Raw genomic sequence first — 20,517 nt, forward strand, 5'->3', positions numbered from 1 at the left:
TACACAAAACCCACGGGAACGTCGTCAGCCCTTACTCCAACTGTGTCTGCCAAGTCAAGCGAATGCACTAGTACAACCGCCAGCATCTGAATGCCCTGAACATTGCCGCCCAGTACCTGTACCTGAAACATAACCCGGGTGCAAACTTCACCCCCAAAACCTACCTGTTTGGAGCCAAGGCAGCCCCCGGCTACTACATGGCCAAGCAGATGATTCGCCTGATTTGCAAGCTGGGCGAATTCATCGACGCCGACCCCGCTGTACGGGAAAAACTGCGGGTTATCTATCTGGAGGACTACAATGTATCCCTCTCCGAGCGTCTGATGCCCGCCAGTGAGGTGAGCGAACAGATTAGCCTGGCTGGCACCGAGGCTTCCGGCACCGGCAACATGAAGTTCATGATGAACGGCGCCATTACCCTGGGCACCCTGGACGGCGCCAATGTGGAAATTGCCCAGGCTGCCGGCGAGGAAAACGAAATCATCTTTGGTATGCGCACCCACGAAGTGGATGCCCTCAAAGCCATGGGCTACCATCCCAGCATGTTCATCCACAACGATGAAGTGGCCATGGAGGTGCTGGACTTCCTGGAAAAGGGCTGGAATGGCGAAAGCTTCCACGAGGTGGTCAACAACCTGCGCACCAGCGACCCCTATATGGTGATGGCAGACTTCAAGGACTATCGCCGTGCCCAGGCGGATGTACAAAGCATTTATGCCGACCGCACCCGCTGGAACCAGATGAGCCTGGCCAACATCGCCAACAGCGGCATCTTCAGCGCCGACCGCTCGGTACTGGACTACGCCCATACCATCTGGCATGCAAACCCTGTTAAATAAATCCCTGGCCATTACTGTGCTGCCCGGTCTTGCATAAGGACCGGGCAGCACGCTCATAGGAGTGTTGTATTTGGATCGTTTATATAACAGCTTTGACCCGGCCTATAAAACCCCATTCGGTGCCGTTGCAGCAGGGCAGCCGGTGTCTTTTTCCTTAACTATCCCTTATAACTATGGCTTTGTACAACCCCACCTGGTGCTGGTGCGGGATGGGGAAACTCCGGTCCACTACCCCATGACCTTTACCGGCTGCCAGCAGGAAATTAACCACTTTACCCTCAGTCTCACCCTACCTGAGGTGGGCCTGTACTTCTATTATTTCGATTTATATTCCGATTTTCGCAAGCTGTTCCGGGGCTCCTTGGGCGAAGCCGTGCTGGGCTGGGAGCAAGGTGCCTGGTGGCAGCTCACGGTATACGAGGCGGACTTCACCACCCCGGATTCCCTCAAGGGCAGTGTTCTGTACCAGATTTTCCCGGATCGTTTTTGTGAAGGCAACCCCTCCAAACCCATGCCCTTTGCAGACCGGGTATACCGGGCAGACAAAAAGGGCGAACCCTATTTCTGGCCCAACGAACAGGGCGGCTACCTGAATATGGATTATTTTGGGGGCGACTTTGCAGGCATTCGGCAAAAGCTGCCCTACCTGGCCAAGCTGAATGTGGGCTGGATTTACCTGAACCCCATCTTCGAGGCCCATTCCAACCACCGGTACAACACCGCCAACTACTTGAAGGCAGACCCCCTGCTGGGCACCAACGAGGATTTCCGCCAGCTTTGCGCCGAGGCCAGGGAGTATGGCATCCGGATTATTTTGGACGGCGTGTTCAGTCACACCGGGTCGGACAGTGTGTACTTTAACAAGGAGGGCCGCTACGGCGTGGGCGGAGCCTACCATGACCCCAACAGCCCTTACCGCAACTGGTACGACTTTGACCAGCGTTATGCCTGCGGCTACCGCAGCTGGTGGGGCTTCGATACCCTGCCGGAGGTAAATGAGATGAACCCGGACTACCGGCAGTTCATCTGCGGCGAAAATGGCGTGATTGACACCTGGATGAAGCTGGGGGCCTCCGGCTTCCGGCTGGATGTGGCCGACGAGCTGCCGGATGATTTTATCCAGGACATCCGCAAGGCCATCAAGGCCCACGGGCCGGATACCTACCTGCTGGGCGAGGTGTGGGAGGACGCCACCACCAAGGAAGCCTACGGCGTGCGCCGCACCTACCTGCTGGGCAAGGGGCTGGATGCAGTGATGAACTACCCCTTCCGCAATGCCGTGCTGGATTTTGTGCGGGGCCGCAGCGCCCAGGACACCGCCGAAGCCCTGATGGCTGTGTGTGAGCACTACCCTGCCCCCGCCCTGCACACCCTAATGAACTTTTTGAGCACCCACGACACCGAGCGGGCCATGACCGCCATTGCCGACGATGCGGCAGACGGCAAGGATCGTTACTGGCAGAGCGGCCGCCGGGTAAGCCGGGACCGGTACGAACACGGGATTCAGCTGATGCGGCTGGCTTATGCCATGATTTTTACCCTGCCCGGCGTTCCCTCCATCTACTATGGAGACGAAGTTGCCATGCAGGGCTACCGGGACCCCTTCAACCGGGCTTTCTTTGAGTGGGACTCCACCGAGGACCGGCTGCGCCCCGTTTTGGAGCGTTTGGGTGCCCTGCGCAGAGAATGCGATGCCTTTGCAGAGGGAGTTCTGCAAATCATTACCGCACAGGATGGATTGCTGCACTACCGGCGCAGCGGCAAAACCACCAGTGCCGACATCATCATCAACCGGTCTGCCCGGCTGATTGCGGTGGAAGCCTTTGGCAAAATCACCGAAGTAAATCCCTATGGGTTCACCATTGTGCTGGAAGATACCCCTGCCCTTACCCAGGCACCCGCCCCAGGGGCAGCGGCCTCCACCCACTGAACCATTCCATTTTTTGCCCTGTCCCCTCCGTCAGGGGCAGGGCTTTTTTGTTAAGGAGATTCCCCTCACATGAATGTATTTGATATTCTGGGCCCGGTTATGATTGGCCCATCCAGCAGCCACACCGCCGGTGCCGTGCGCATTGGCCGCATTGCCCGCACCCTGCTGGGCCAGCCTGCCGTCAAAGCGTTGATTCAGCTCCATGGCAGCTTTGCCAAAACCTACAAGGGCCACGGCACCGACAAGGCCCTTATTGCAGGCATTATGGACATGGCGCCGGACGATGAGCGCATCCGTTTTGCCCCCAACCTGGCCCGGGAACAGGGCCTGGAGATTACGGTGCAGACCATCGAGCTGGACCAGGCACACCCCAACACCGCCGTGGTGACCCTCACCGATGCAGCGGGACGGCAGGTTTCGGTACAGGGGGCCAGCATCGGCGGCGGCAGCATTTTGGTTACCGCCGTCAATGGCATGGAGGTGCAAATTACCGGCCAGTATGCCACCCTGATTGTGCTCCATCACGACACCCCCGGTACCATTGCCGCTGTGACCGAAGTGCTGGCAGCCCAGCAGGCCAACATCTGCAATTTCCGGCTGTCCCGCCAAAAAAAGGGCGGTCTTGCTGTAATGACCATCGAGATGGACGGCACCCTGAATGCCCAGCTGAACCAGCAGGTGGCCCAGCTGCCCAACATTGTAAGTTCCACCATGCTGCTGCCCAACTGATTGCCGGGAGGTTTTTATGTATCAAGAATTCAAATACGATTCCATCGCTGCCCTGGTGGAGGCTGCACAGCAGGCCGGGCAGCCCATTTCTGCCCTGGTGCTGGAGCAGCAGGCCCACCAGCTGGAGCAAACACCCCAACAGGTGTTTGACCAGATGAAGGAAACCTACCAAGTAATGGCCCAGTGCATCGAGCCGGGGTGTGACCCCCAGCTGCGCAGCACCAGCGGCCTTACCGGCGGCAGTGCCTTTTTAATGCGCAAAGCTGTGGAGGAGGGCAAAACCCTCACCGGCAGTGTGCTGGGAGGAGCTTTGTACCGGGCTTTGGCGGTTAGCGAACTGAATGCAGCCATGGGCCGGGTGGTGGCAGCTCCCACCGCCGGCAGCTGCGGTATTCTGCCCGCCGTGCTGCTTACCATGCAGCAGGAAAAAGGCTGTACCGAAAAAGAGTGTGTCATGGCACTGTTCACTGCCAGCGCCGTGGGCATGGTAATTGCCACCAATGCTTCGGTGGCAGGTGCTCAGGGCGGCTGCCAGGCCGAGTGCGGCAGTGCCGCCGCCATGGCCGCCGCCGCTTTGGTGGAGCTGGCAGGGGGCACGCCGGAAATGGTAGGCCATGCGGTGGCCATTGCCCTCAAAAACATTCTGGGCCTTGTGTGCGACCCGGTGGCCGGTCTGGTGGAAATTCCTTGCATCAAGCGGAACGCCGCCGGTGCCGCAGGTGCCTTTGTGGCCGCCGAGCTGGCTCTGGCCGGTATCCCCAGTGCCATTCCCGCAGATGAAACCATCTGGGCCATGAAAAAAGTAGGAGATGCCATGTCCACCAGCCTAAAGGAAACAGCCGAAGGCGGCCTTGCCATCACCCCCACCGGCCTCAAGCTGTACGAGCAGGTCTTTGGCCGTGCCCCCGGCGACGGCTGCCCCGGCTGCACTGGCTGCGGCAGCAGCTCCTGCGGACAGGCGCACAACAGCTGATTTTCTCCCCCAGCGGCCAACTGGCCCTGGGGGATTTTTGTTTTTTACCCCAGGCGGCACCTGCGGGCCTGTGCGGGCCCGCGGGCAAGCGTGTGGGTGAGCCCGGCGTTTCTTTTGCCGGGAAAAATGCTAATTTTATAACAAAAATGGCTTTTTCGGCCCCTATTCCCCTTTGTGTTCCCTGGCTGCATCTGGTACACTGAATACACCGGGAGCAAGCAATTTGTTCAGGCCCTTGCACCCGCACCACAGGCGAGTTTTCGCCAGAGAGGAGGAGCACCATGGAACTTTTCATCAACCCCACCACAGCCCTTGTTGTCTGGACTGTTTTGCTGGCATTTTTTGTTGTGGTGGAAATCGCCACCCTCAACCTGGTGACCATCTGGTTTGCTGCCGGGGCCCTGGCCGCACTGCTGGCCAGCTTGTTTACCCAAAACCTGGTATACCAGGTACTGATTTTTCTGCTGGTTAGCCTGGCAGCTTTGGTTGCAGCAAAGCCTTTGCTGGCCAATGCACGGCACCGCAAACCTGCTGCCCCCCTGGATCTGGAACGAAACCTGGGGCGCACCGCACAGGTTCTGGAACCCATCACCCCCCAAAAGCCCGGCCGGGTACGGCTGGACGGCGTGGACTGGAACGCCGTGTGCCAGCATCCCCTCGCTCCCGGCGACCAATGCAGGGTACTGGCCATTGAAGGCACCACCCTTACGGTGGAACCCTGCCAGCAAACAACCCATGTATAAGCGTTTTTGCTGCACCGGCGGCAAAAACTTTGACCCTCTGACTGCTTAAAGGAGGTACCAACTATGCCTGTATTGATGATTTTGCTCCCCATCCTGGTTATTATTGTGCTGGTGCTGGCCAGCTGTGTGTGCATTGTGCCCCAGGCCAACGCCTATGTGCTGGAGTGGCTGGGTGTTTACCACTCCACCTGGACGGCGGGCCTGCATTTCAAAGCCCCCTTCCTGATGCGTGTGGTAAAGCGTGTAAGCATGAAGGAGCAGGTTGTGGACTTTAAGCCCCAGCCTGTAATCACCCGGGATAATGTTACCATGCAGATTGACACGGTGGTATTTTTCCAGGTAACCGATGCAAAGCTTTACACCTACGGCGTGGAGCGGCCCATGTCCGCCATCGAAAACCTTACCGCCACTACCCTGCGCAACATCATCGGTGATATGGAGCTGGACCACACCCTCACCAGCCGTGATGTCATCAACACCAAGATTACCGCCATTCTGGACGAAGCCACCGATAAGTGGGGCATTAAGGTAAACCGGGTGGAGGTAAAGAACATCATTCCCCCGGCCGAAATTCAGGACGCCATGGAAAAGCAGATGAAGGCCGAACGCCTGAAGCGTGAATCCATCCTGATTGCGGAAGGCGAAAAGACCGCCGCCATCACCAAGGCCGAAGGCGAAAAAGAGAGCGCCATCCTGCGGGCCGACGCCGTGCGTGAACAGCGCATTCGTGAGGCTCAGGGTGAAGCCCAGGCCATTCTGGAAGTGCAAAAGGCCTTGGCGGACTCTCTGCGGATGCTGAACGAGGCCGCCCCCAACGACAAGGTTCTGGCCCTGAAGGGTCTGGAAGCACTGGCCAAGGTGGCCGACGGCCGCGCCACCAAGCTGATTATCCCCAGCGATATGCAAAACCTGGCCGGTTTGGTAAGCTCCATCAAGGAGATGACCACCGACCAGCCGGCTGGCCGGTAAGTTTGGCTCCTGGGCCGCCTGTTGGCGGCTGGCAAAATAAATCATAACAGCAAGCAGCGGCGCAGCCCTTGGGGCTGCGCCGCTGCTTTACTTTATCAATCAATATGCTCTTTCTGCTGGGCTGCCGCCTGGCTCTGGGTGTTGGGCAGCTCCCCGCTCTCTCCCGCTCCAATGGCCCGCTCCAGCCGGGCAAATTTGCCGGAAAGCACCCGGTCGTCGTGATAGTTGGTATCCCCGGTCAAATCCAAAAAGCACTGGGGCTGTTCCATCTGGGGCAGCATCCAGACTGCCAGGCGCACCCCACGCTCAAACAGCTGGTGAAAGTCCTCACAAAACACCCGATGGGGTTTCCAGGGGTCCCGCCAGGTGTTGTGGGCAAAGTTCATGGGGTCTGGGTGGGCGCTGGGGCCATCGGTGATGAATTTTTCCGACAGAAGGGTAAATTTCATCAGCTTCTTTTCCCATTTTTCCACCTTTTGTTTGCGCTGGGCCTGGGGGTCGGTGAGCAGCATGGACTCCAGCGAGGCCATGGTGAGCGCCCGCCCCACAAAAGCGGGCCGAAAGGGGGAGCGCAGAAACAAATCCCCCAGGGCGTGGTCCAGCACCCTGGCCAGATACCAGCTAATCACCTGCCGCTGGCCAGCGGGCAGCCGAAAAATCTGCTCCTGGGGCAGCTGGGTGTACCGGCAGCGCTGCTGCTGCATATACCAGGCGTCAATGTCCGCCTCCAGGGCTGCGTGGCGGCCGTAGTAACGCACGCTGGTGCGCTTTGGGTCATACTGGGTACGGGCATAAACAAAGGTATGGCAGGTGCTGTCGCACACATAATGGCAGTAGGCTCCTGCCAGGTAGGCAAGGCAGATTTGCCGCTGGATTCCCTTGGGGGGCAGGCTGACAAATCCGGCGGCAAAAAAGGCCCGAACCCGGTTGTTATGCAGATAGGCCCCCAAGTTCCGGTGCCCCGGCAGGGCCAGGCGCAAAAAATTGTAGCAAAACAGATCCGGCCCCTGGCTGCCCAGATAAAAGGCCCGGCCAAACTGCCGAATCGCACTTTTTACCTCGCAATCCGGCAGGCGGCTGAGCACCCTTGCCCCAAACACGCAATGGGTAGCAAGTCCCGGCATGGTAGCATCCTTCCTTTCATGGAACTATCCGGAGATGATTGGTTCAAAGTTTTGGGGCAGCTCCCGCAATGCACGCCAAAGGCTCCGGGGGCGTATTGCGCCGAACCCACCTTGTGACAGTGTTCCAAACCGTGCGCCAATCCCGCAAGGGTTGGCTGCGCTTTTGGTTTTTGCCGCAAACAATGTTCCGGCGCACTCCGCCACCCGGAATGATGGGGTGCTGCCTTAGCTTCTTTGCTTTCATCATACCACGATTGCCTCAAAAGTGTTTGTGCAATCTATGAATTTTTGCAGTTGGCTGACAGCCCTGCCGCCAGCTTACCCTCTTTATGGCCATTTTGGACGGAAAATCCACTCCAGATAAGCCCTATTTCGTTAAAACAATAACAGCAAAGCTCTTGCGGAACAGGCCCTCTATCGTTTATAATAAAGGCAGTATGAAAAAGCGGCCCTCTGCCCGGCGGGAAAGGCTCGGCTTACGGCAGCTGGTTCTGTTTCAATACTTTCATAATCGAGAGGAGTAAAACACCATGGGTTTAGGTAAAAAGACCGTAGATGAATTGAATGTAAAGGGCCTGCGCGTGCTGGTTCGCTGCGACTTCAATGTGCCGATGAAGGACGGCGTTATCACCAACGACAACCGCATCGTGGCTGCCCTGCCCACCATCAAAAAGCTGATTGAGAACGGCGGCAAGGTAATTCTGTGCAGCCATCTGGGCAAGCCCAAGAACGGTCCCGAGGAGAAGTTCAGCCTGGCTCCCGTTGCAGTGCGCCTGAGCGAGCTGCTGGGCCAGCCCGTTGTGTTTGCCAACGACGACACCGTTGTGGGCGAGCAGGCCAAGGCTGCTGTTGCCGCCATGAAGGACGGCGATGTGGTTCTGCTGCAGAACACCCGTTTCCGTAAGGAAGAAACCAAGAACCTGCCTGAGTTCAGCCAGGAGCTGGCCAGCCTGGCCGACTGCTATGTGAACGATGCTTTCGGCTCCGCTCACCGTGCACACTGCTCCACCGCTGGCGTGACCGACTACATTAAGGATACCGCTGTTGGCTACCTGATGGAGAAGGAAATCCGCTACCTGGGCAACGCTGTGAACGATCCCGTTCGTCCCTTCACCGCTATTCTGGGCGGCGCCAAGGTTGCCGACAAGCTGAATGTAATCAGCAACCTGCTGGACAAGGTAGATACCCTGATCATCGGCGGCGGCATGGCTTACACCTTCCTGGCTGCCAAGGGCTACGAAGTGGGCACCAGCCTGGTGGACACCGAAAAGCTGGACTACTGCAAAGAGATGATGGCCAAGGCCGAGAGCAAGGGCGTAAAGCTGCTGCTGCCTGTTGACACCGCTGTGGCTGCTTCCTTCCCCAACCCCATCGACGCTCCCATCGAGGTGCAGATGGTTGCTGCCGACGCTATGCCCGCCGGCCAGATGGGTCTGGACATCGGACCTGAGACCGAGAAGCTGTTTGCCGACGCTGTTATGGCCAGCAAGACCGTTGTGTGGAACGGCCCCATGGGTGTATTTGAGAACCCCGTTCTGGCCGCTGGCACCCTGGCTGTTGCCAAGGCTATGGCCGAGGCTGACGCTACCACCGTTATCGGCGGCGGCGACAGCGCAGCTGCCGTTATGCAGCTGGGCTTTGGCGACAAGATGACCCACATCTCCACCGGCGGCGGCGCCTCCCTGGAGTACCTGGAGGGCAAGGAGCTGCCCGGCATCGCCTGCATCCAGAACGCCTGATTGATTTCCCAGTGCCTCAGCGCCCTGCCCCTCTGGGGGCGGGGCCGGCTGGGGCCTTTTTGGCATTGTAATTCACCCTGGCATTCAACAAAATTCATCAAAGTGAGGGACCGAACCATGGATAAAGCAAACCGCAAGACCATTATCGCCGGCAACTGGAAGATGAACAAGACTGCTACCGAAGCGGTGGAACTGATTGACGCCTTGATTCCCGCCGTGAAGGACGCTGACTGTGAAGTTGTAATCTGCACTCCTTTCACCACCCTGGCCACCGCTGTGGAAAAAACCAGGGGCACCAACATTCATGTGGGTGCAGAGAATGTGCACTTTGAGGCCAACGGTGCCTACACCGGCGAAATCAGCGCTGCCATGCTGGTGGACCTGGGCGTAGAGTATGTAATCACCGGCCATTCCGAGCGCCGCCAGTACTTTGCCGAAACCGACGAAACTGTAAACAAGCGCACCCTGGCCGCCCTGAACGCTGGCCTGAAAGTTCTGGTTTGCGTGGGCGAAAACCTGACCCAGCGGGAGCAGGGTGTTACCGAAGAACTGGTACGCATGCAGACCAAGATTGCTCTGAACGGCGTAACTGCCCAGCAGATGGCCAATGTTGTGATTGCCTACGAGCCCGTTTGGGCCATTGGCACCGGCAAAACTGCCACCAGCGAGCAGGCTCAGGAGGTTTGCGCTGCCATCCGCAAGGTGCTGGGTGAGCTGTACGGCCAGGAGCTGGCACGCACTGTTACCATCCAGTACGGCGGCAGCATGAACGCTGAAAATGCCGAAGAACTGCTGAGCAAGCCCGATGTGGACGGCGGCCTGATTGGCGGCGCTTCCCTCAAGGCAGATGCTTTTGCCACCATCGTGGCTGCTGCCAGCAAGTAATTGCTTTTTTTGATTCACCAAGGAGAACTGTTTTATGTCTAAAAAACCTTTGATGCTTTGCATTCTGGACGGCTTCGGCTGGGTGCCCGACCATGTGAAGGGCAACGCCATTCTGGCTGCCAACACCCCCAACCTGGACCGTCTGTTTGCCACCTACCCCCACACCACCATCGGTGCTTCCGGCATGGATGTGGGCCTGCCTGAGGGCCAGATGGGCAACAGCGAGGTTGGCCACACCAACATTGGCGCCGGCCGCATTGTGTACCAGGAGCTGACCCGCATCACCAAGGCCATCCAGGATGGCACCATCCGCAGCAACGAGGCCATTGTGGGCGCCATGAAAGCCGCTGCCGAAAACGGCAAGGCTCTGCATCTGGTGGGCCTGCTGTCCTCCGGCGGTGTGCACAGCCACATTCAGCACCTGTTCGGTCTGCTGGACCTGGCCAAGGACCTGGGTGTGAGCGAGCTGTATGTTCACGCCATCATGGACGGCCGTGATGTGGCCCCCGGTTCCGGCAAGAGCTTCATCGAAGAACTGCAGGCCAAGCTGGACAGCCTGGGCCTGGGCAAGATTGCCTCGGTGGCTGGCCGTTACTACGCCATGGACCGTGACAACCGCTGGGACCGTGTGGAAAAGGCCTATGCTGCCTTTGTGGACGGCGAGGGCGACCATGGCTCCGCTGTGGAAGTGATGGAAAAGAGCTACGCCAACGGCGTAACTGACGAGTTCGTTGTGCCTGCTGTTACCTGCGAGGGTGGCCGCATCAGCGAGGGCGACAGTGTGATTTTCTTCAACTTCCGCCCCGACCGTGCCCGTGAAATCACCCGTACCCTGGTGGACCCTGCTTTCGACGGCTTTGAGCGCAAGAAGGGCCTGTTCCCCCTGCACTATGTCTGCCTGACCCAGTACGATGCCACCATGCCCAATGTGGAAGTGGCCTTCAAGCCCCAGGTGCTCACCAATGTAATGGGCGAATACCTGGCCAAGTGCGGCAAAACCCAGCTGCGCATTGCCGAAACCGAGAAGTACGCCCATGTGACCTTCTTCTTCAACGGCGGTGTGGAAGCTGCCTTTGAGGGCGAGGACCGTGCCCTGATTGCCAGCCCCAAGGTTGCTACCTACGACCTGCAGCCCGAGATGAGCGCCTTTGAGGTTGCCGACGAGTGTGTAAAGCGCATTGAGAGCGGCAAGTACGATGTAATCATTCTGAACTTTGCCAACTGCGACATGGTAGGCCACACCGGCATTTTTGATGCCGCCGTCAAGGCTGTGGAAGCTGTGGACACCTGCGTAGGCAAGGTTGTGGACGCTGTGCTGGCTGCCCAGGGTCAGGTGCTGCTCACCGCCGACCATGGCAACGCCGACCAGATGTACGAAGCCGACGGTTCTCCCTTCACCGCTCACACCACCAACCCCGTGCCCTTCCTGGTGGCCGGTGCCGGTGATGTAGCCCTGCGTGAGGGCGGCGTTCTGGCTGACATTGCCCCCACCATGCTCCAGCTGCTGGGCCTGCCCCAGCCCGAGGAGATGACCGGCAAGAGCATTCTGCTGTAAGTCATTTTTGTACAGGAAGCAGCGGTGTTTGTTTTTCATCACCCAACCAGGCAACCGGCCGGGGCCTTGGCCCTGCCGCCATTTTTCTGGATTGCTGCTTTCCCGCTAAAAAAATCGCCTTCCCCGTATGGGGAGGGCGATTTTTTATATGGAAATAGCTTCCTCCGAATTTTGCTTGAAGCAAGCACCAATCCGTGGTATATTGGAAATAGATTGCAATGAGCTGGCCTTCTCTGCCGCTCATAGTCAGCCCCCCTTGAGAGGAGTCGCCCTATGTCTTTTTTTGTAAAACGAATTACCGCTGCGCTGCTGGCACTCTGCCTGCTGGCCAGTTTTACGGCACTTGCTGCAAATACTACCATTACCCAAGAGGATTTGGACAAGCTGCAAAACAAGGTGGACAGCGCCCAGCAGGATATGGAGCAGAGCAAGAATACTCTAAACCAGAACCAGCAGGACAAGGATGCTACCGAGCAAAAATCCCAGCAGCTTCTGGAACAAATCAACAATTTATCCAACCAGCAGACCGAGCTGGGCAACCAGCTGGTGGATACCCAAAGCCAGATGAACCAGAAGCAGCAGGAGTATGACACCCATCTGGAGGAATACAAGGAACAGCTCCGGGCCCTGCAAATGATGCACGACTCTGGCAGTGTGGCCCTGATTGCCAATGTAAAAAGTTTTTACGACCTGCTCACCTTCCCCTCTATCTTGCAGCGAATCAGCAGCCATTCGGTGGACATTCTGACCCAGCTGGAGCAGGAGCATGAGGAATTAAACAGTCTGGCCAGCGAACTGGACACCAAGAAAAACGAGGTTACCCAAAACCAGCAGGAGCTGGAGGAAAGCCGCCAGAACTACCAGGAACACCTGAAGAATTTGAACCAGGAAATTTCCGATGGCGAAGCGGAATACGAGCAGCTGAAAGCGGAGTACGAGCGCCGCAAGGAGGAGCTGGAGCAGGCCGATGCCCTTTATGAGGAGCAGATCCGGAAGGCACTGGAGGAAGCCGCCAAGGCTACCCCTACCCCTGCACCTACGCCAGAGCCTACGCCTACCCCCACGCCGGAACCCACCCCCAGCCCCACTCCGGTAGCTACTCCCACCCCGGAACCCTCTGTCTCTGAAGGCGAGTCGGACAGCAGCTCTGACCAGGAGCCAGGCGTTACCCCCAGCCCCACCCCGGTGGCTACCCCCACACCTACCCCGGCTCCCACCGCCAGCCCCACCCCTACGCCCCAGCCTTCCAAGGCTCCGGACCAGGGCGTTTCCATGGTTTGGCCTCTGCCCGGCTACTCCCGTCTTTCCAGCTATTTTGGCGAAATCCGGGATTTTGACACAAAACCCCACTATGCCATTGATATTCCCGCCCCCGCCAAGACCCCCATCCGTGCGGCAGAAAGCGGCACGGTGCTGCTGGCCGGTTACAGCAGCAGCTACGGCTACTGGGCTCTTATCAACCACCGGGACGGCCTGGCCACCGTATACGCCCACATGAGTGCAGGCACTCTGGCCATCAGTGCCGGTCAAACCGTTACCAAGGGTCAGTATATTGGCGGTGTTGGCAGTACCGGCTTTTCCACCGGCAACCATCTGCACTTTGAGGTGCGTCTCAACGGCACCAAGGTAGACCCCCTGAATTATGTATCTCCCTAACCTGTTTTCAGCCTTCTGCCCTTGCAAATAACTGGCAGTGCAAACAGGCAAACCGCCCTTCTGGACAACCCGTCCAGGAGGGCGGTTTTTGTTGGAACGGGATTTTATGGCAACAAAGGCCCGGTTTTGCGCAAAAAATGCGCAAATCCGGGCCTTTTTCTTTTGCTGTAAAAAACGGTCTGGCCGCGGGGCATTTTTACCTTACAGCCAGACCAGATATTCTTTTGTTGAATAGGAGCCACTATACTGAGGCAGCCCTCTTAAAAATGAGCCAGTACCTTGCCCTCATCCTGCCGGTCAAACAGCACTGCACTGATATGGTCCAGGTACACCAAAGCCAGATGCTTGCCTGTATCTTCCGGGTAGGCGTCCTTCAAATCCGGCATGGCCATGTAAGCCGCCTCATAAGTCTCCGGGTTGCGGTCAAAGTTTACCGTGCCCTGAATGCGCAGCATACGGGTATCGTCCAGTGCAACGCACAGCTCCAGGTTGGTGTTATCCAGCAGCTGTTTATAAGCTTCCTTATCCTTGCACAGGGCCAGGTAGAGCAGACCTTTATATATCATGTAATGGTTGACCGGGCGCACACGAGGATAGTAGCCTTCCACAGTGGCCAGGTACATCACAGGACGGTCCTTCAACAATTCCATCAATTCTTCCATGGTCTTTCCCCTCACTTTACCGTCGGCCCTCTTTGGTTGTACGCAAAGGACCCCCGGCTTAGGGTTTTACCAGAAGCCGGGCGGCTTTTTTCCTATTATAGCACCGAACTTTTCCGGCGCAAGTGCCTGGGCTTAATTTGTTTATTTTTTGTGCATTACACCGTAATGCTGCCTTCAAATACCGTTTGGGCTGGGCCGGTCATCCAAACCCGGCCACTCTGCTCCACCCGGATGGTCAGGCTGCCGCCCAGCAAATCAACACGGATGTCCCGGTCTGCCTGGCAGATGCCCTGCATGACTGCTGCCACACCCACTGCACAGGCGCCGGTGCCGCAGGCCAGCGTTTCACCGCTGCCCCGCTCCCACACTCGCATGGCCAGGTGATGGTCTGCCACCTGGCGCACAAACTCGGTGTTCACCCGCTGGGGGAAGGCAGGGTGCGATTCAAAACAGGGGCCGATTTTTTCCAGCTCCAGCTGTGCCAGGTCCTGGTCCACAAAGGTCACGCAATGGGGGTTGCCCATGGAAACACAGCTCACGGTCCAGGCAGTGCCCTCCACCATCAGCGCAGCACCCAGTACCGGCTCTGTACCAAAACCCTCCACGGGAATCTGGCAGGGGTCCAGCACTGCCAGGCCCATATCCACCTGCCACAGCCCTTCGCCCTGGCGGCGCAGCACCTTGATGCCGCCCGCAGCTTCCACCCGGATTTCCTCCCCGGCCAACCCCCGCTCATACAGCCACTGGGCCACACAGCGCACGCCGTTGCCGCACATACCGCCCTCGCTGCCATCGCTGTTGAACATACGCATATAGGCATCTGCCTGCTGGCTTTTGCAGATGCAAATCAGCCCATCTGCACCTATGCCAAAATGCCGGTCGCTGAGCTGGATGGCCAGCTGCTGAGGCTGCTCCACCATGGTTTGCAAACAGTCCAGATAAATATAATCGTTGCCGCAGCCCTGCATTTTTGTAAATTCCAACCGCATTGCCTTGTACCACCTTTCAAAAACCGCAGACTCCGGGGCCTGCATGGTGCTTTCTTGCCCACTTTGGGTGGGTGTATCTTGTTTTCTATCATAGCATATGCCCCCATAAAAAGAAACAGCCTCCACCGGGACAAAATCCCGCTTACAGGCACAAAATTTCCCCTTTTAAACACTTGACAAGGTGTAGCGGATACGATATAAAATGTATAGTAATTCAATGCGCCCCCCCATGGGCTGGGCCAATATAAGGAGAGTTTAAAGTATGGATACTTTCGAGCGCGTCCGTGAACTGCTGGCGGAGCAGCTGGATATCGATGAAGAAAAAATCACCATGGACAGCGACATTCTGGAGGACTTTGAAGCCGACAGCCTGGATGTGGTGGATATGGTAATGACTCTGGAAGACGAGTTCGGCGTAGAAATTCCCGATGAGGACATCGAGAACTTCCACACCGTGGGTGATGTTGTGCGTTTTATCGACGACAATCTGTAATTGCCAACAAGCATGATTGCTGCCTCCCCGGCCAAGGCTGGGCCTTTTGGCCCGGCCGAAAACGCGGGAGGCTTATTTTTCATTCAGGCCCTTGCGGTCTGTGCCCAGCAATCCTTATAAAGAGGAAGGAAGTAAGCAATGAGCGAACAGAAAAAAAAGCTGGTGGAGGCCATTACCCCCATCAATGAGGATTTTGCCCAGTGGTATACCGATGTGTGCCTGAAGGCTGAACTGGTGGACTACTCCACCGTAAAGGGCTGCATGATTCTGCGCCCCTACGGCTACGCCATCTGGGAAAACATCACCCGGATTCTGGACGGTATGTTCAAGGCAACCGGCCACGAAAATGTGGCCATGCCCATGTTCATTCCCGAAAGCCTGCTGCAAAAGGAAAAAGACCATGTGGAAGGCTTTGCCCCTGAGGTAGCCTGGGTTACCTACGGCGGCTCCGAAAAGCTGGAGGAGCGTATGTGCGTGCGCCCCACCAGTGAGACCCTGTTCTGCGACCACTTCGCCCATGTGCTGCACTCCTGGCGTGATCTGCCCATGAAGTACAACCAGTGGTGCAGTGTGGTACGGTGGGAAAAAACCACCCGTCCCTTCCTGCGCAGCCGTGAATTCTGGTGGCAGGAGGGTCATACCATCCACGAGACCGCTCAGGAAGCCATTGAGGAAACCGAGCAGCAGCTGAACACCTACGCTGATTTCTGCGAAAATCACCTGATGATTCCTGTGGTAAAGGGCAAAAAGACCGATAAGGAGAAGTTTGCCGGTGCAGAAGCCACCTACACCATCGAGGCCATGATGCACGACGGCAAGGCTTTGCAGAGCGGCACCAGCCATTACTTTGGCGACGGCTTCTCCCGTGCTTTCAATGTGCAGTTTGCCGGCCGTGACAATACCCTTCAGTACCCCCACCAGACCAGCTGGGGTGTTTCCACCCGTCTGGTAGGCGCCATCATCATGACCCATGGCGACGACGAGGGCCTGATTCTGCCCCCGGCCATTGCACCTTACCAGGTTGTGATTGTGCCCATTGCTGCCCACAAGCCCGGTGTAAACGAGAAGGCCGCCGAGCTGGCCCAGCGTTTGAGCGGCTTTGTGCGCACCAAGCTGGACAACAGCGATAACTCCCCCGGCTGGAAGTTCAGCCAGTGGGAGATGAAGGGCGTGCCCCTGCGCCTGGAAATCGGCCCCAAGGACATGGAAAAGAACCAGTGTGTGCTGGTGCGCCGTGACACCCGCGAAAAATACTTTGTATCCCTGGATGACCTGGAAACCGAAATCCCCCGTTTGCTGAACGAGCTGGCCCAGAACCTGTACCAGCGTGCCCTCACCAACCGGGAAAATCGCACCTGGTCTGCCACCACCATGGAAGAGGTCAAGCAGCTGGCCGAGGCTGGCAACGGCTATGTGAAAACCATGTGGTGCGGCAGCCTGGAATGCGAAGAAAAAATGAAGGAAGAAGCTGGCCTGTCCAGCCGCTGCATGCCCTTCCAGCAGGAAACCCTCAGCGATGTGTGCCCCTGCTGCGGCAAACCCGCCAACCTGATGGTTTACTGGGGCAAGGCTTATTGATTTGGGCCTGCGTCCCTTTTCCCCGTGCCAATGGCACGGGGATTTTTTGTTGTTTGGCCAAACTGAGCCGCTGGTAAGTCTACTAATTTGGTATATTAACTGGATTTTCTATCTTCGCTGGACAAAGCCCCCCTCATGTGCTACACTGAAAAACAATATTTTTTAGGGAAGCTTGCCCTTCCAAGACTGGACAGCCGGTTTTGCTGTCGGTTTTGGGGCAGCTGGCTTCCTGGAGGTATGGTATGCAAACACTAAAAATTCAAGATAAACTATGGGTTGGCCTGACCCTGTTTTCCATGTTTTTTGGGGCAGGCAATTTGATTTTTCCGCCCTTGCTGGGTGCTCAGTCCGGCACAGCGCTCTGGCTTTCCATGACAGGCTTTTGCATCAGCGCCATCGGTCTGCCCATCCTGGGCGTACTGGCAGTGGCCAAGGCCGGAGGGCTCAATCAGCTGGCTGGCCGGGTGGGCAGTAAATTTGCCTGGTGGTTTTCTCTGCTGGCCTACCTTTCGGTAGGGCCGGGGCTTGCGATTCCCCGCACCGCCTCCACCTCTTTTGAAATGGCGGTTACCCCCTTTGTTTCTCATGTACCTGGCTGGGCAATCTGGGCCTACTCGCTGGCTTTCTTTGCGGTGGCAATGCTGGTGGCCTTTAACCCCGAAAAACTCACCGATTTCCTGGGCCGCTTTCTGGCCCCCTGCCTGCTGCTGCTCATTGGCTTTGTTGTGGTTGGCTGCCTTTTAAATCCGCCGGGCAGCTACGGCGCACCGGTGGGCAAATACGCCGCCAGTGCCCTGCCCGCAGGCTTTGTGAATGGCTACCTCACCATGGATACCATTGCAGCCCTGAACTTTGGCATTGTAATCAGCCTGAACATCCAGGCCAAAGGCGTTACCGACCCCCGCTCGGTGGTGCGCAACACCATTCAGGCGGGCTGGATTGCCGGCGCCGTGCTGCTGTTGGTGTATGTGGCTCTGGGCCATGTGGGTGCTGTTAGTGCCGGTCTTGGCCAGTACACCAACGGTGCCGGGGTACTTACCCTGCTGGTAAACTGGGTGTATGGGCCCATTGGTTCGGTGCTGTTGGGTGTGGTGTTCGTCATTGCCTGCCTGAACACCTGCATTGGCCTTTTGAGTTCCTGCAGTGAGTATTTCTATAAGCTGTTCCCCCGGCTGTCTTACCGAGCCTGGGTAGTGGTATTTGCAGCAATCAGCTTTTTTGTTTCCATTCTGGGGCTGGATGCCATCCTGGCTGTTTCCATCCCGGTACTCAATGCCATCTACCCGGTAGCCATTGCCCTCATTGTGCTGGGGCTTACCCATAAGCTGTGGCAAAATGCCCCCTTGTGCTACCCCTTCACCGTGGCTTTTACCGCCTTTGCCAGTGTGGTCTATGCTCTGGATGAAGCCAGGATTGCCCTGCCGCTTGTTACTAAGCTGGTGCAGGCTTTGCCCATGTATGACCTGGCTCTTGGCTGGGTTGTGCCCGCCCTGGTGGGCTGCCTTGCAGGCTATCTTATGAGCCTGGTACAGGCCTCCCGGCAAACTGCCTGAGTTATCCCTTGCTGCAGCACAACAAAATCCCCGCCGCTTTCACCGGAAAGCGGCGGGGATTTTTTAGTGTTCCTGCTTTACAAATACATACGCCTGCATCCGGCGGAAGGCTTCCTGTACCCGGCTCAGGGGTAGCGCCAGGTTCACCCGGATGGAACAGGGCCCATGGAAGGGGCGGCCGTCCTGCCAGGCTACCCCCACATCCCATCCTGCCTTCAGCAGCTGTTCCAGGGTAGTACCGTTCTGCTGGCACCACTGGGTGCAGTCCAAAAACAGCATGTAGGTACCTTGGGGTTTTGCCAGCTCTACTCCAGGGAAGTTCTGGCGGATGAAGTCATAGGCCCAGTTGATGTTGCCGCTCAGGGTCTGGCACAGCTCGTCCACCCACTGGCGGCCCTCCTGGCTGTATGCACCAATTAGAGCGTGCATACTCATCACATTCATGGTGTTGTAATGGCTCAGGCTGGATTCCCGGTTCAGCCTGTCTCTCAGCCAGCTGTTGTACACAATGTGGTAACTGCCCACAAGGCCTGCTAGATTGAAGGTTTTGCTGGGGGCGTAAAGGGCCACTGTGTGCTGCTTTGCGTACTCGCTCACCTGCTGGGTGGGGATGTGCTTGGCACCATTGAGCAGAATATCCGACCAGATTTCGTCCGATACCACATACACCTGGTACCGCTCAAACAATTCCATTGCCTTTTCCAGCTCCCAGCGTTCCCACACCCGGCCGCAGGGATTATGGGGAGAGCACAAAATCGCCGCATGAATACGCCCGCTGGCCAGTGCCTGTTCCATCTGGTCATAGTCCATGCGCCAGACGCCCTGCTCATCCCGGCAGAGGGGGCTGTGAACAATCTGATAGCCCTGGTTGACCAGACTTTTGGTAAAGCCCACATAGGTGGGAGAATGCACCAGCACCTTATCCCCCCGGGAGCAGACGGCGCCCAGCGCACTGAGCACGCCGCCCAGCACTCCGTTCTGGTAGCCAATGTTCTGGGGGGTTAAATCCGAAACCCCGTTCCGGTCCCGCTGCCAGTCCAAAATTGCCTGATGGTATTCCTTGCTGGGAGCAAAATAGCCGTAAGCGGGATGCTGCGCCCGCCGAATCATGGCCTCGGCCACGGTGGGCACGGTGGCAAAGTTCATATCCGCCACCCACATGGGAATTGCGTCGAAGCCCTCTTTGGGGGCACCGGGGGCAAATCCGCCCGCTTTGCCCAGCGCGTCCACTGCAATGGCATCCCTGCCGCTGCGTTCCAAAATACTGGTAAAATCGTACTTCATGGCTGCTTCTCCTTTTTGTTTATCTGCCACCGGCGGCCTGCTGGCCGTCGGATTGGTTCAATCCTGCCCGGTAAGGTCCCGGACCACCTTGCCTGCAATAATCAGGCCCGCTGCGCCCGGCACAAAGCTCACGCTGCCGGGGGTTTGCTTTTTGGGGTTGCCCGGCCGCAGGCCGCCGCCTGCCAGTGCCTCGCCCTCATCGTTCAGCGCAATGGGGGTGCAGGGTTTTTCCGGCGAGTAGACCACCGGCACCTTTTTGTAGCCCCGCACCTTGCACTCCCGGCGCATTACCCGTGCCAGCGGGCAGCCGGTGGTTTTTTCGATGGTGGTGAGGGTGAGCAGTTCCGGGTGCAGCTTGTTGCCGGTGCCCATGCTGGAAATCACCGGCACACCTGCTTTATAGGCCCGGCCAATGATTTCCAGCTTTGCACTCACGGTGTCCACCGCATCCACCACATAGCTGGCCCCGGCAAACTCCACCAGATGAGCCGTTTCCGGCGTGTAGAACAGCTGTACCGTCTCCACCTGGCATTCTGGGTTGATGGCCAGAATCCGCTGGCGTGCTGCTTCCACCTTGTTCTGGCCCACGGTGGTGGTGAGGGCAATCAGCTGCCGGTTCACATTGCTGGGGGCGATGGTGTCGTCATCCACCAGGGTCAGGCGGCCCACGCCGCTGCGGGCCAGCGCTTCGGCCACATAGCCGCCTACGCCGCCCACGCCAAACAAAATAACATGGGCCTGGTGCAAAGCTTCAATGCCCTGCTGGCCCAGCAGCAGAGCGGTACGGCGTTCAAAGGGGGAAATGCTCATGGTTGG

Annotated in this window: 18 protein-coding genes and 1 pseudogene; 13 read left to right on the forward strand and 6 right to left on the reverse strand. The window is 57.7% G+C overall.

Annotated features, from left to right (window positions below; genetic code table 11):
• From ACH2EM_RS00915 to ACH2EM_RS00940, 6 genes and pseudogenes are all read left to right on the forward strand, one after another.
• Nucleotides 1–839, forward strand: a pseudogene (locus tag ACH2EM_RS00915) (glycogen/starch/alpha-glucan phosphorylase); the annotation flags it as partial.
• Between the two features lie 70 nt (nucleotides 840–909).
• On the forward strand, nucleotides 910–2,769 hold the full coding sequence (locus ACH2EM_RS00920; protein ID WP_395150150.1) for a glycoside hydrolase family 13 protein: 1,860 nt from the start codon (nucleotides 910–912) through the stop codon (nucleotides 2,767–2,769).
• Between the two features lie 69 nt (nucleotides 2,770–2,838).
• The gene (gene sdaAB / locus ACH2EM_RS00925) at nucleotides 2,839–3,498 is read left to right on the forward strand and encodes an L-serine ammonia-lyase, iron-sulfur-dependent subunit beta (RefSeq protein ID WP_395150151.1); all 660 of its coding nucleotides are present in this window, start codon (nucleotides 2,839–2,841) and stop codon (nucleotides 3,496–3,498) included.
• 16 nt (nucleotides 3,499–3,514) lie between these two features.
• The gene (gene sdaAA / locus ACH2EM_RS00930) at nucleotides 3,515–4,471 is read left to right on the forward strand and encodes an L-serine ammonia-lyase, iron-sulfur-dependent, subunit alpha (protein WP_395150152.1); all 957 of its coding nucleotides are present in this window, start codon (nucleotides 3,515–3,517) and stop codon (nucleotides 4,469–4,471) included.
• Nucleotides 4,472–4,752: 281 nt separating this feature from the next.
• Nucleotides 4,753–5,214 carry an NfeD family protein gene (locus ACH2EM_RS00935; RefSeq protein WP_395150153.1) on the forward strand — a complete coding sequence of 154 codons (462 nt, stop codon included), beginning with the start codon at nucleotides 4,753–4,755 and terminating at the stop codon, nucleotides 5,212–5,214.
• A 75-nt stretch (nucleotides 5,215–5,289) separates the two neighbouring features.
• Entirely contained in the window at nucleotides 5,290–6,183 is an 894-nt protein-coding gene (locus ACH2EM_RS00940; protein ID WP_395150225.1) for an SPFH domain-containing protein, read from the forward strand.
• A gap of 95 nt (nucleotides 6,184–6,278) precedes the next feature.
• Here the strand turns inward: ACH2EM_RS00940 and ACH2EM_RS00945 are convergent, their stop codons facing one another.
• The gene (locus ACH2EM_RS00945) at nucleotides 6,279–7,307 is read right to left on the reverse strand and encodes a zinc dependent phospholipase C family protein (protein ID WP_395150154.1); all 1,029 of its coding nucleotides are present in this window, start codon (nucleotides 7,305–7,307) and stop codon (nucleotides 6,279–6,281) included.
• A gap of 530 nt (nucleotides 7,308–7,837) precedes the next feature.
• Between ACH2EM_RS00945 and ACH2EM_RS00950 the strand changes: the two genes are divergently transcribed.
• The 3 genes from ACH2EM_RS00950 to gpmI all read left to right on the forward strand — a co-directional run bounded on the left by ACH2EM_RS00950 (nucleotide 7,838) and on the right by gpmI (nucleotide 11,486).
• Nucleotides 7,838–9,046 (forward strand): phosphoglycerate kinase, encoded by a 1,209-nt coding sequence (locus ACH2EM_RS00950; protein WP_395150155.1) that lies wholly within the window; start codon nucleotides 7,838–7,840, stop codon nucleotides 9,044–9,046.
• A 117-nt stretch (nucleotides 9,047–9,163) separates the two neighbouring features.
• Nucleotides 9,164–9,931: a triose-phosphate isomerase gene (gene tpiA / locus ACH2EM_RS00955; RefSeq protein ID WP_395150156.1), complete on the forward strand. Its 768-nt coding sequence runs from the start codon at nucleotides 9,164–9,166 to the stop codon at nucleotides 9,929–9,931.
• A 34-nt stretch (nucleotides 9,932–9,965) separates the two neighbouring features.
• Nucleotides 9,966–11,486 (forward strand): 2,3-bisphosphoglycerate-independent phosphoglycerate mutase, encoded by a 1,521-nt coding sequence (gpmI, locus tag ACH2EM_RS00960; protein WP_395150157.1) that lies wholly within the window; start codon nucleotides 9,966–9,968, stop codon nucleotides 11,484–11,486.
• Nucleotide 11,487: 1 nt separating this feature from the next.
• On the opposite strand, the gene ACH2EM_RS00965 is transcribed toward gpmI, so the two are convergent.
• The gene (locus ACH2EM_RS00965; RefSeq protein ID WP_395150158.1) at nucleotides 11,488–11,730 is read right to left on the reverse strand and encodes a hypothetical protein; all 243 of its coding nucleotides are present in this window, start codon (nucleotides 11,728–11,730) and stop codon (nucleotides 11,488–11,490) included.
• A 29-nt stretch (nucleotides 11,731–11,759) separates the two neighbouring features.
• Here ACH2EM_RS00965 and ACH2EM_RS00970 point away from each other — a divergent pair, with 29 nt between their 5' ends.
• On the forward strand, nucleotides 11,760–13,142 hold the full coding sequence (locus tag ACH2EM_RS00970) for a murein hydrolase activator EnvC family protein (RefSeq protein WP_395150159.1): 1,383 nt from the start codon (nucleotides 11,760–11,762) through the stop codon (nucleotides 13,140–13,142).
• Nucleotides 13,143–13,402: 260 nt separating this feature from the next.
• Here ACH2EM_RS00970 and ACH2EM_RS00975 read toward each other — a convergent pair whose 3' ends face one another.
• Both ACH2EM_RS00975 and dapF read right to left on the reverse strand, forming a co-directional pair.
• On the reverse strand, nucleotides 13,403–13,804 hold the full coding sequence (locus tag ACH2EM_RS00975) for a pyridoxamine 5'-phosphate oxidase family protein (protein ID WP_395150160.1): 402 nt from the start codon (nucleotides 13,802–13,804) through the stop codon (nucleotides 13,403–13,405).
• 155 nt (nucleotides 13,805–13,959) lie between these two features.
• A complete protein-coding gene (gene dapF, locus ACH2EM_RS00980) occupies nucleotides 13,960–14,793 on the reverse strand; it encodes a diaminopimelate epimerase (RefSeq protein ID WP_395150161.1) in 834 nt (277 codons plus the stop codon).
• 262 nt (nucleotides 14,794–15,055) lie between these two features.
• Here dapF and acpP point away from each other — a divergent pair, with 262 nt between their 5' ends.
• The 3 genes from acpP to brnQ all read left to right on the forward strand — a co-directional run bounded on the left by acpP (nucleotide 15,056) and on the right by brnQ (nucleotide 18,417).
• Nucleotides 15,056–15,286, forward strand: a complete 231-nt coding sequence (gene acpP / locus ACH2EM_RS00985) for an acyl carrier protein (protein WP_395150162.1) — start codon at nucleotides 15,056–15,058, stop codon at nucleotides 15,284–15,286.
• Between the two features lie 138 nt (nucleotides 15,287–15,424).
• Nucleotides 15,425–16,864, forward strand: coding sequence for a proline--tRNA ligase (gene proS / locus ACH2EM_RS00990; protein ID WP_395150163.1), 1,440 nt, complete (start codon nucleotides 15,425–15,427; stop codon nucleotides 16,862–16,864).
• Between the two features lie 242 nt (nucleotides 16,865–17,106).
• Complete coding sequence (brnQ, locus tag ACH2EM_RS00995; protein ID WP_395150164.1) at nucleotides 17,107–18,417, forward strand: branched-chain amino acid transport system II carrier protein; 1,311 nt, start codon at nucleotides 17,107–17,109, stop codon at nucleotides 18,415–18,417.
• A 63-nt stretch (nucleotides 18,418–18,480) separates the two neighbouring features.
• Here the strand turns inward: brnQ and ACH2EM_RS01000 are convergent, their stop codons facing one another.
• Nucleotides 18,481–19,701, reverse strand: a complete 1,221-nt coding sequence (locus ACH2EM_RS01000; protein ID WP_395150166.1) for a MalY/PatB family protein — start codon at nucleotides 19,699–19,701, stop codon at nucleotides 18,481–18,483.
• 57 nt (nucleotides 19,702–19,758) lie between these two features.
• Nucleotides 19,759–20,511 carry a ThiF family adenylyltransferase gene (locus tag ACH2EM_RS01005; RefSeq protein ID WP_395150168.1) on the reverse strand — a complete coding sequence of 251 codons (753 nt, stop codon included), beginning with the start codon at nucleotides 20,509–20,511 and terminating at the stop codon, nucleotides 19,759–19,761.
• Nucleotides 20,512–20,517: the final 6 nt, after the last annotated feature.

Source organism: uncultured Allofournierella sp., from assembly GCA_944382705.1.
GTDB lineage: Bacteria > Bacillota > Clostridia > Oscillospirales > Ruminococcaceae > Allofournierella.

Excerpts from the sequence above, each read along its gene's own strand:
- sdaAB (WP_395150151.1), top strand. The coding sequence starts at position 2,839 with ATGAATGTATTTGATATTCTGGGCCCGGTTATGATTGGCCCATCCAGC.
- sdaAA (WP_395150152.1), top strand. The coding sequence starts at position 3,515 with ATGTATCAAGAATTCAAATACGATTCCATCGCTGCCCTGGTGGAGGCT.
- ACH2EM_RS00935 (WP_395150153.1), top strand. The coding sequence starts at position 4,753 with ATGGAACTTTTCATCAACCCCACCACAGCCCTTGTTGTCTGGACTGTT.
- ACH2EM_RS00940 (WP_395150225.1), top strand. The coding sequence starts at position 5,290 with ATGATTTTGCTCCCCATCCTGGTTATTATTGTGCTGGTGCTGGCCAGC.
- ACH2EM_RS00945 (WP_395150154.1), bottom strand. The coding sequence starts at position 7,307 with ATGCCGGGACTTGCTACCCATTGCGTGTTTGGGGCAAGGGTGCTCAGC.
- ACH2EM_RS00950 (WP_395150155.1), top strand. The coding sequence starts at position 7,838 with ATGGGTTTAGGTAAAAAGACCGTAGATGAATTGAATGTAAAGGGCCTG.
- tpiA (WP_395150156.1), top strand. The coding sequence starts at position 9,164 with ATGGATAAAGCAAACCGCAAGACCATTATCGCCGGCAACTGGAAGATG.
- gpmI (WP_395150157.1), top strand. The coding sequence starts at position 9,966 with ATGTCTAAAAAACCTTTGATGCTTTGCATTCTGGACGGCTTCGGCTGG.
- ACH2EM_RS00965 (WP_395150158.1), bottom strand. The coding sequence starts at position 11,730 with ATGAGCGGCAGAGAAGGCCAGCTCATTGCAATCTATTTCCAATATACC.
- ACH2EM_RS00970 (WP_395150159.1), top strand. The coding sequence starts at position 11,760 with ATGTCTTTTTTTGTAAAACGAATTACCGCTGCGCTGCTGGCACTCTGC.
- ACH2EM_RS00975 (WP_395150160.1), bottom strand. The coding sequence starts at position 13,804 with ATGGAAGAATTGATGGAATTGTTGAAGGACCGTCCTGTGATGTACCTG.
- dapF (WP_395150161.1), bottom strand. The coding sequence starts at position 14,793 with ATGCGGTTGGAATTTACAAAAATGCAGGGCTGCGGCAACGATTATATT.
- acpP (WP_395150162.1), top strand. The coding sequence starts at position 15,056 with ATGGATACTTTCGAGCGCGTCCGTGAACTGCTGGCGGAGCAGCTGGAT.
- proS (WP_395150163.1), top strand. The coding sequence starts at position 15,425 with ATGAGCGAACAGAAAAAAAAGCTGGTGGAGGCCATTACCCCCATCAAT.
- brnQ (WP_395150164.1), top strand. The coding sequence starts at position 17,107 with ATGCAAACACTAAAAATTCAAGATAAACTATGGGTTGGCCTGACCCTG.
- ACH2EM_RS01000 (WP_395150166.1), bottom strand. The coding sequence starts at position 19,701 with ATGAAGTACGATTTTACCAGTATTTTGGAACGCAGCGGCAGGGATGCC.
- ACH2EM_RS01005 (WP_395150168.1), bottom strand. The coding sequence starts at position 20,511 with ATGAGCATTTCCCCCTTTGAACGCCGTACCGCTCTGCTGCTGGGCCAG.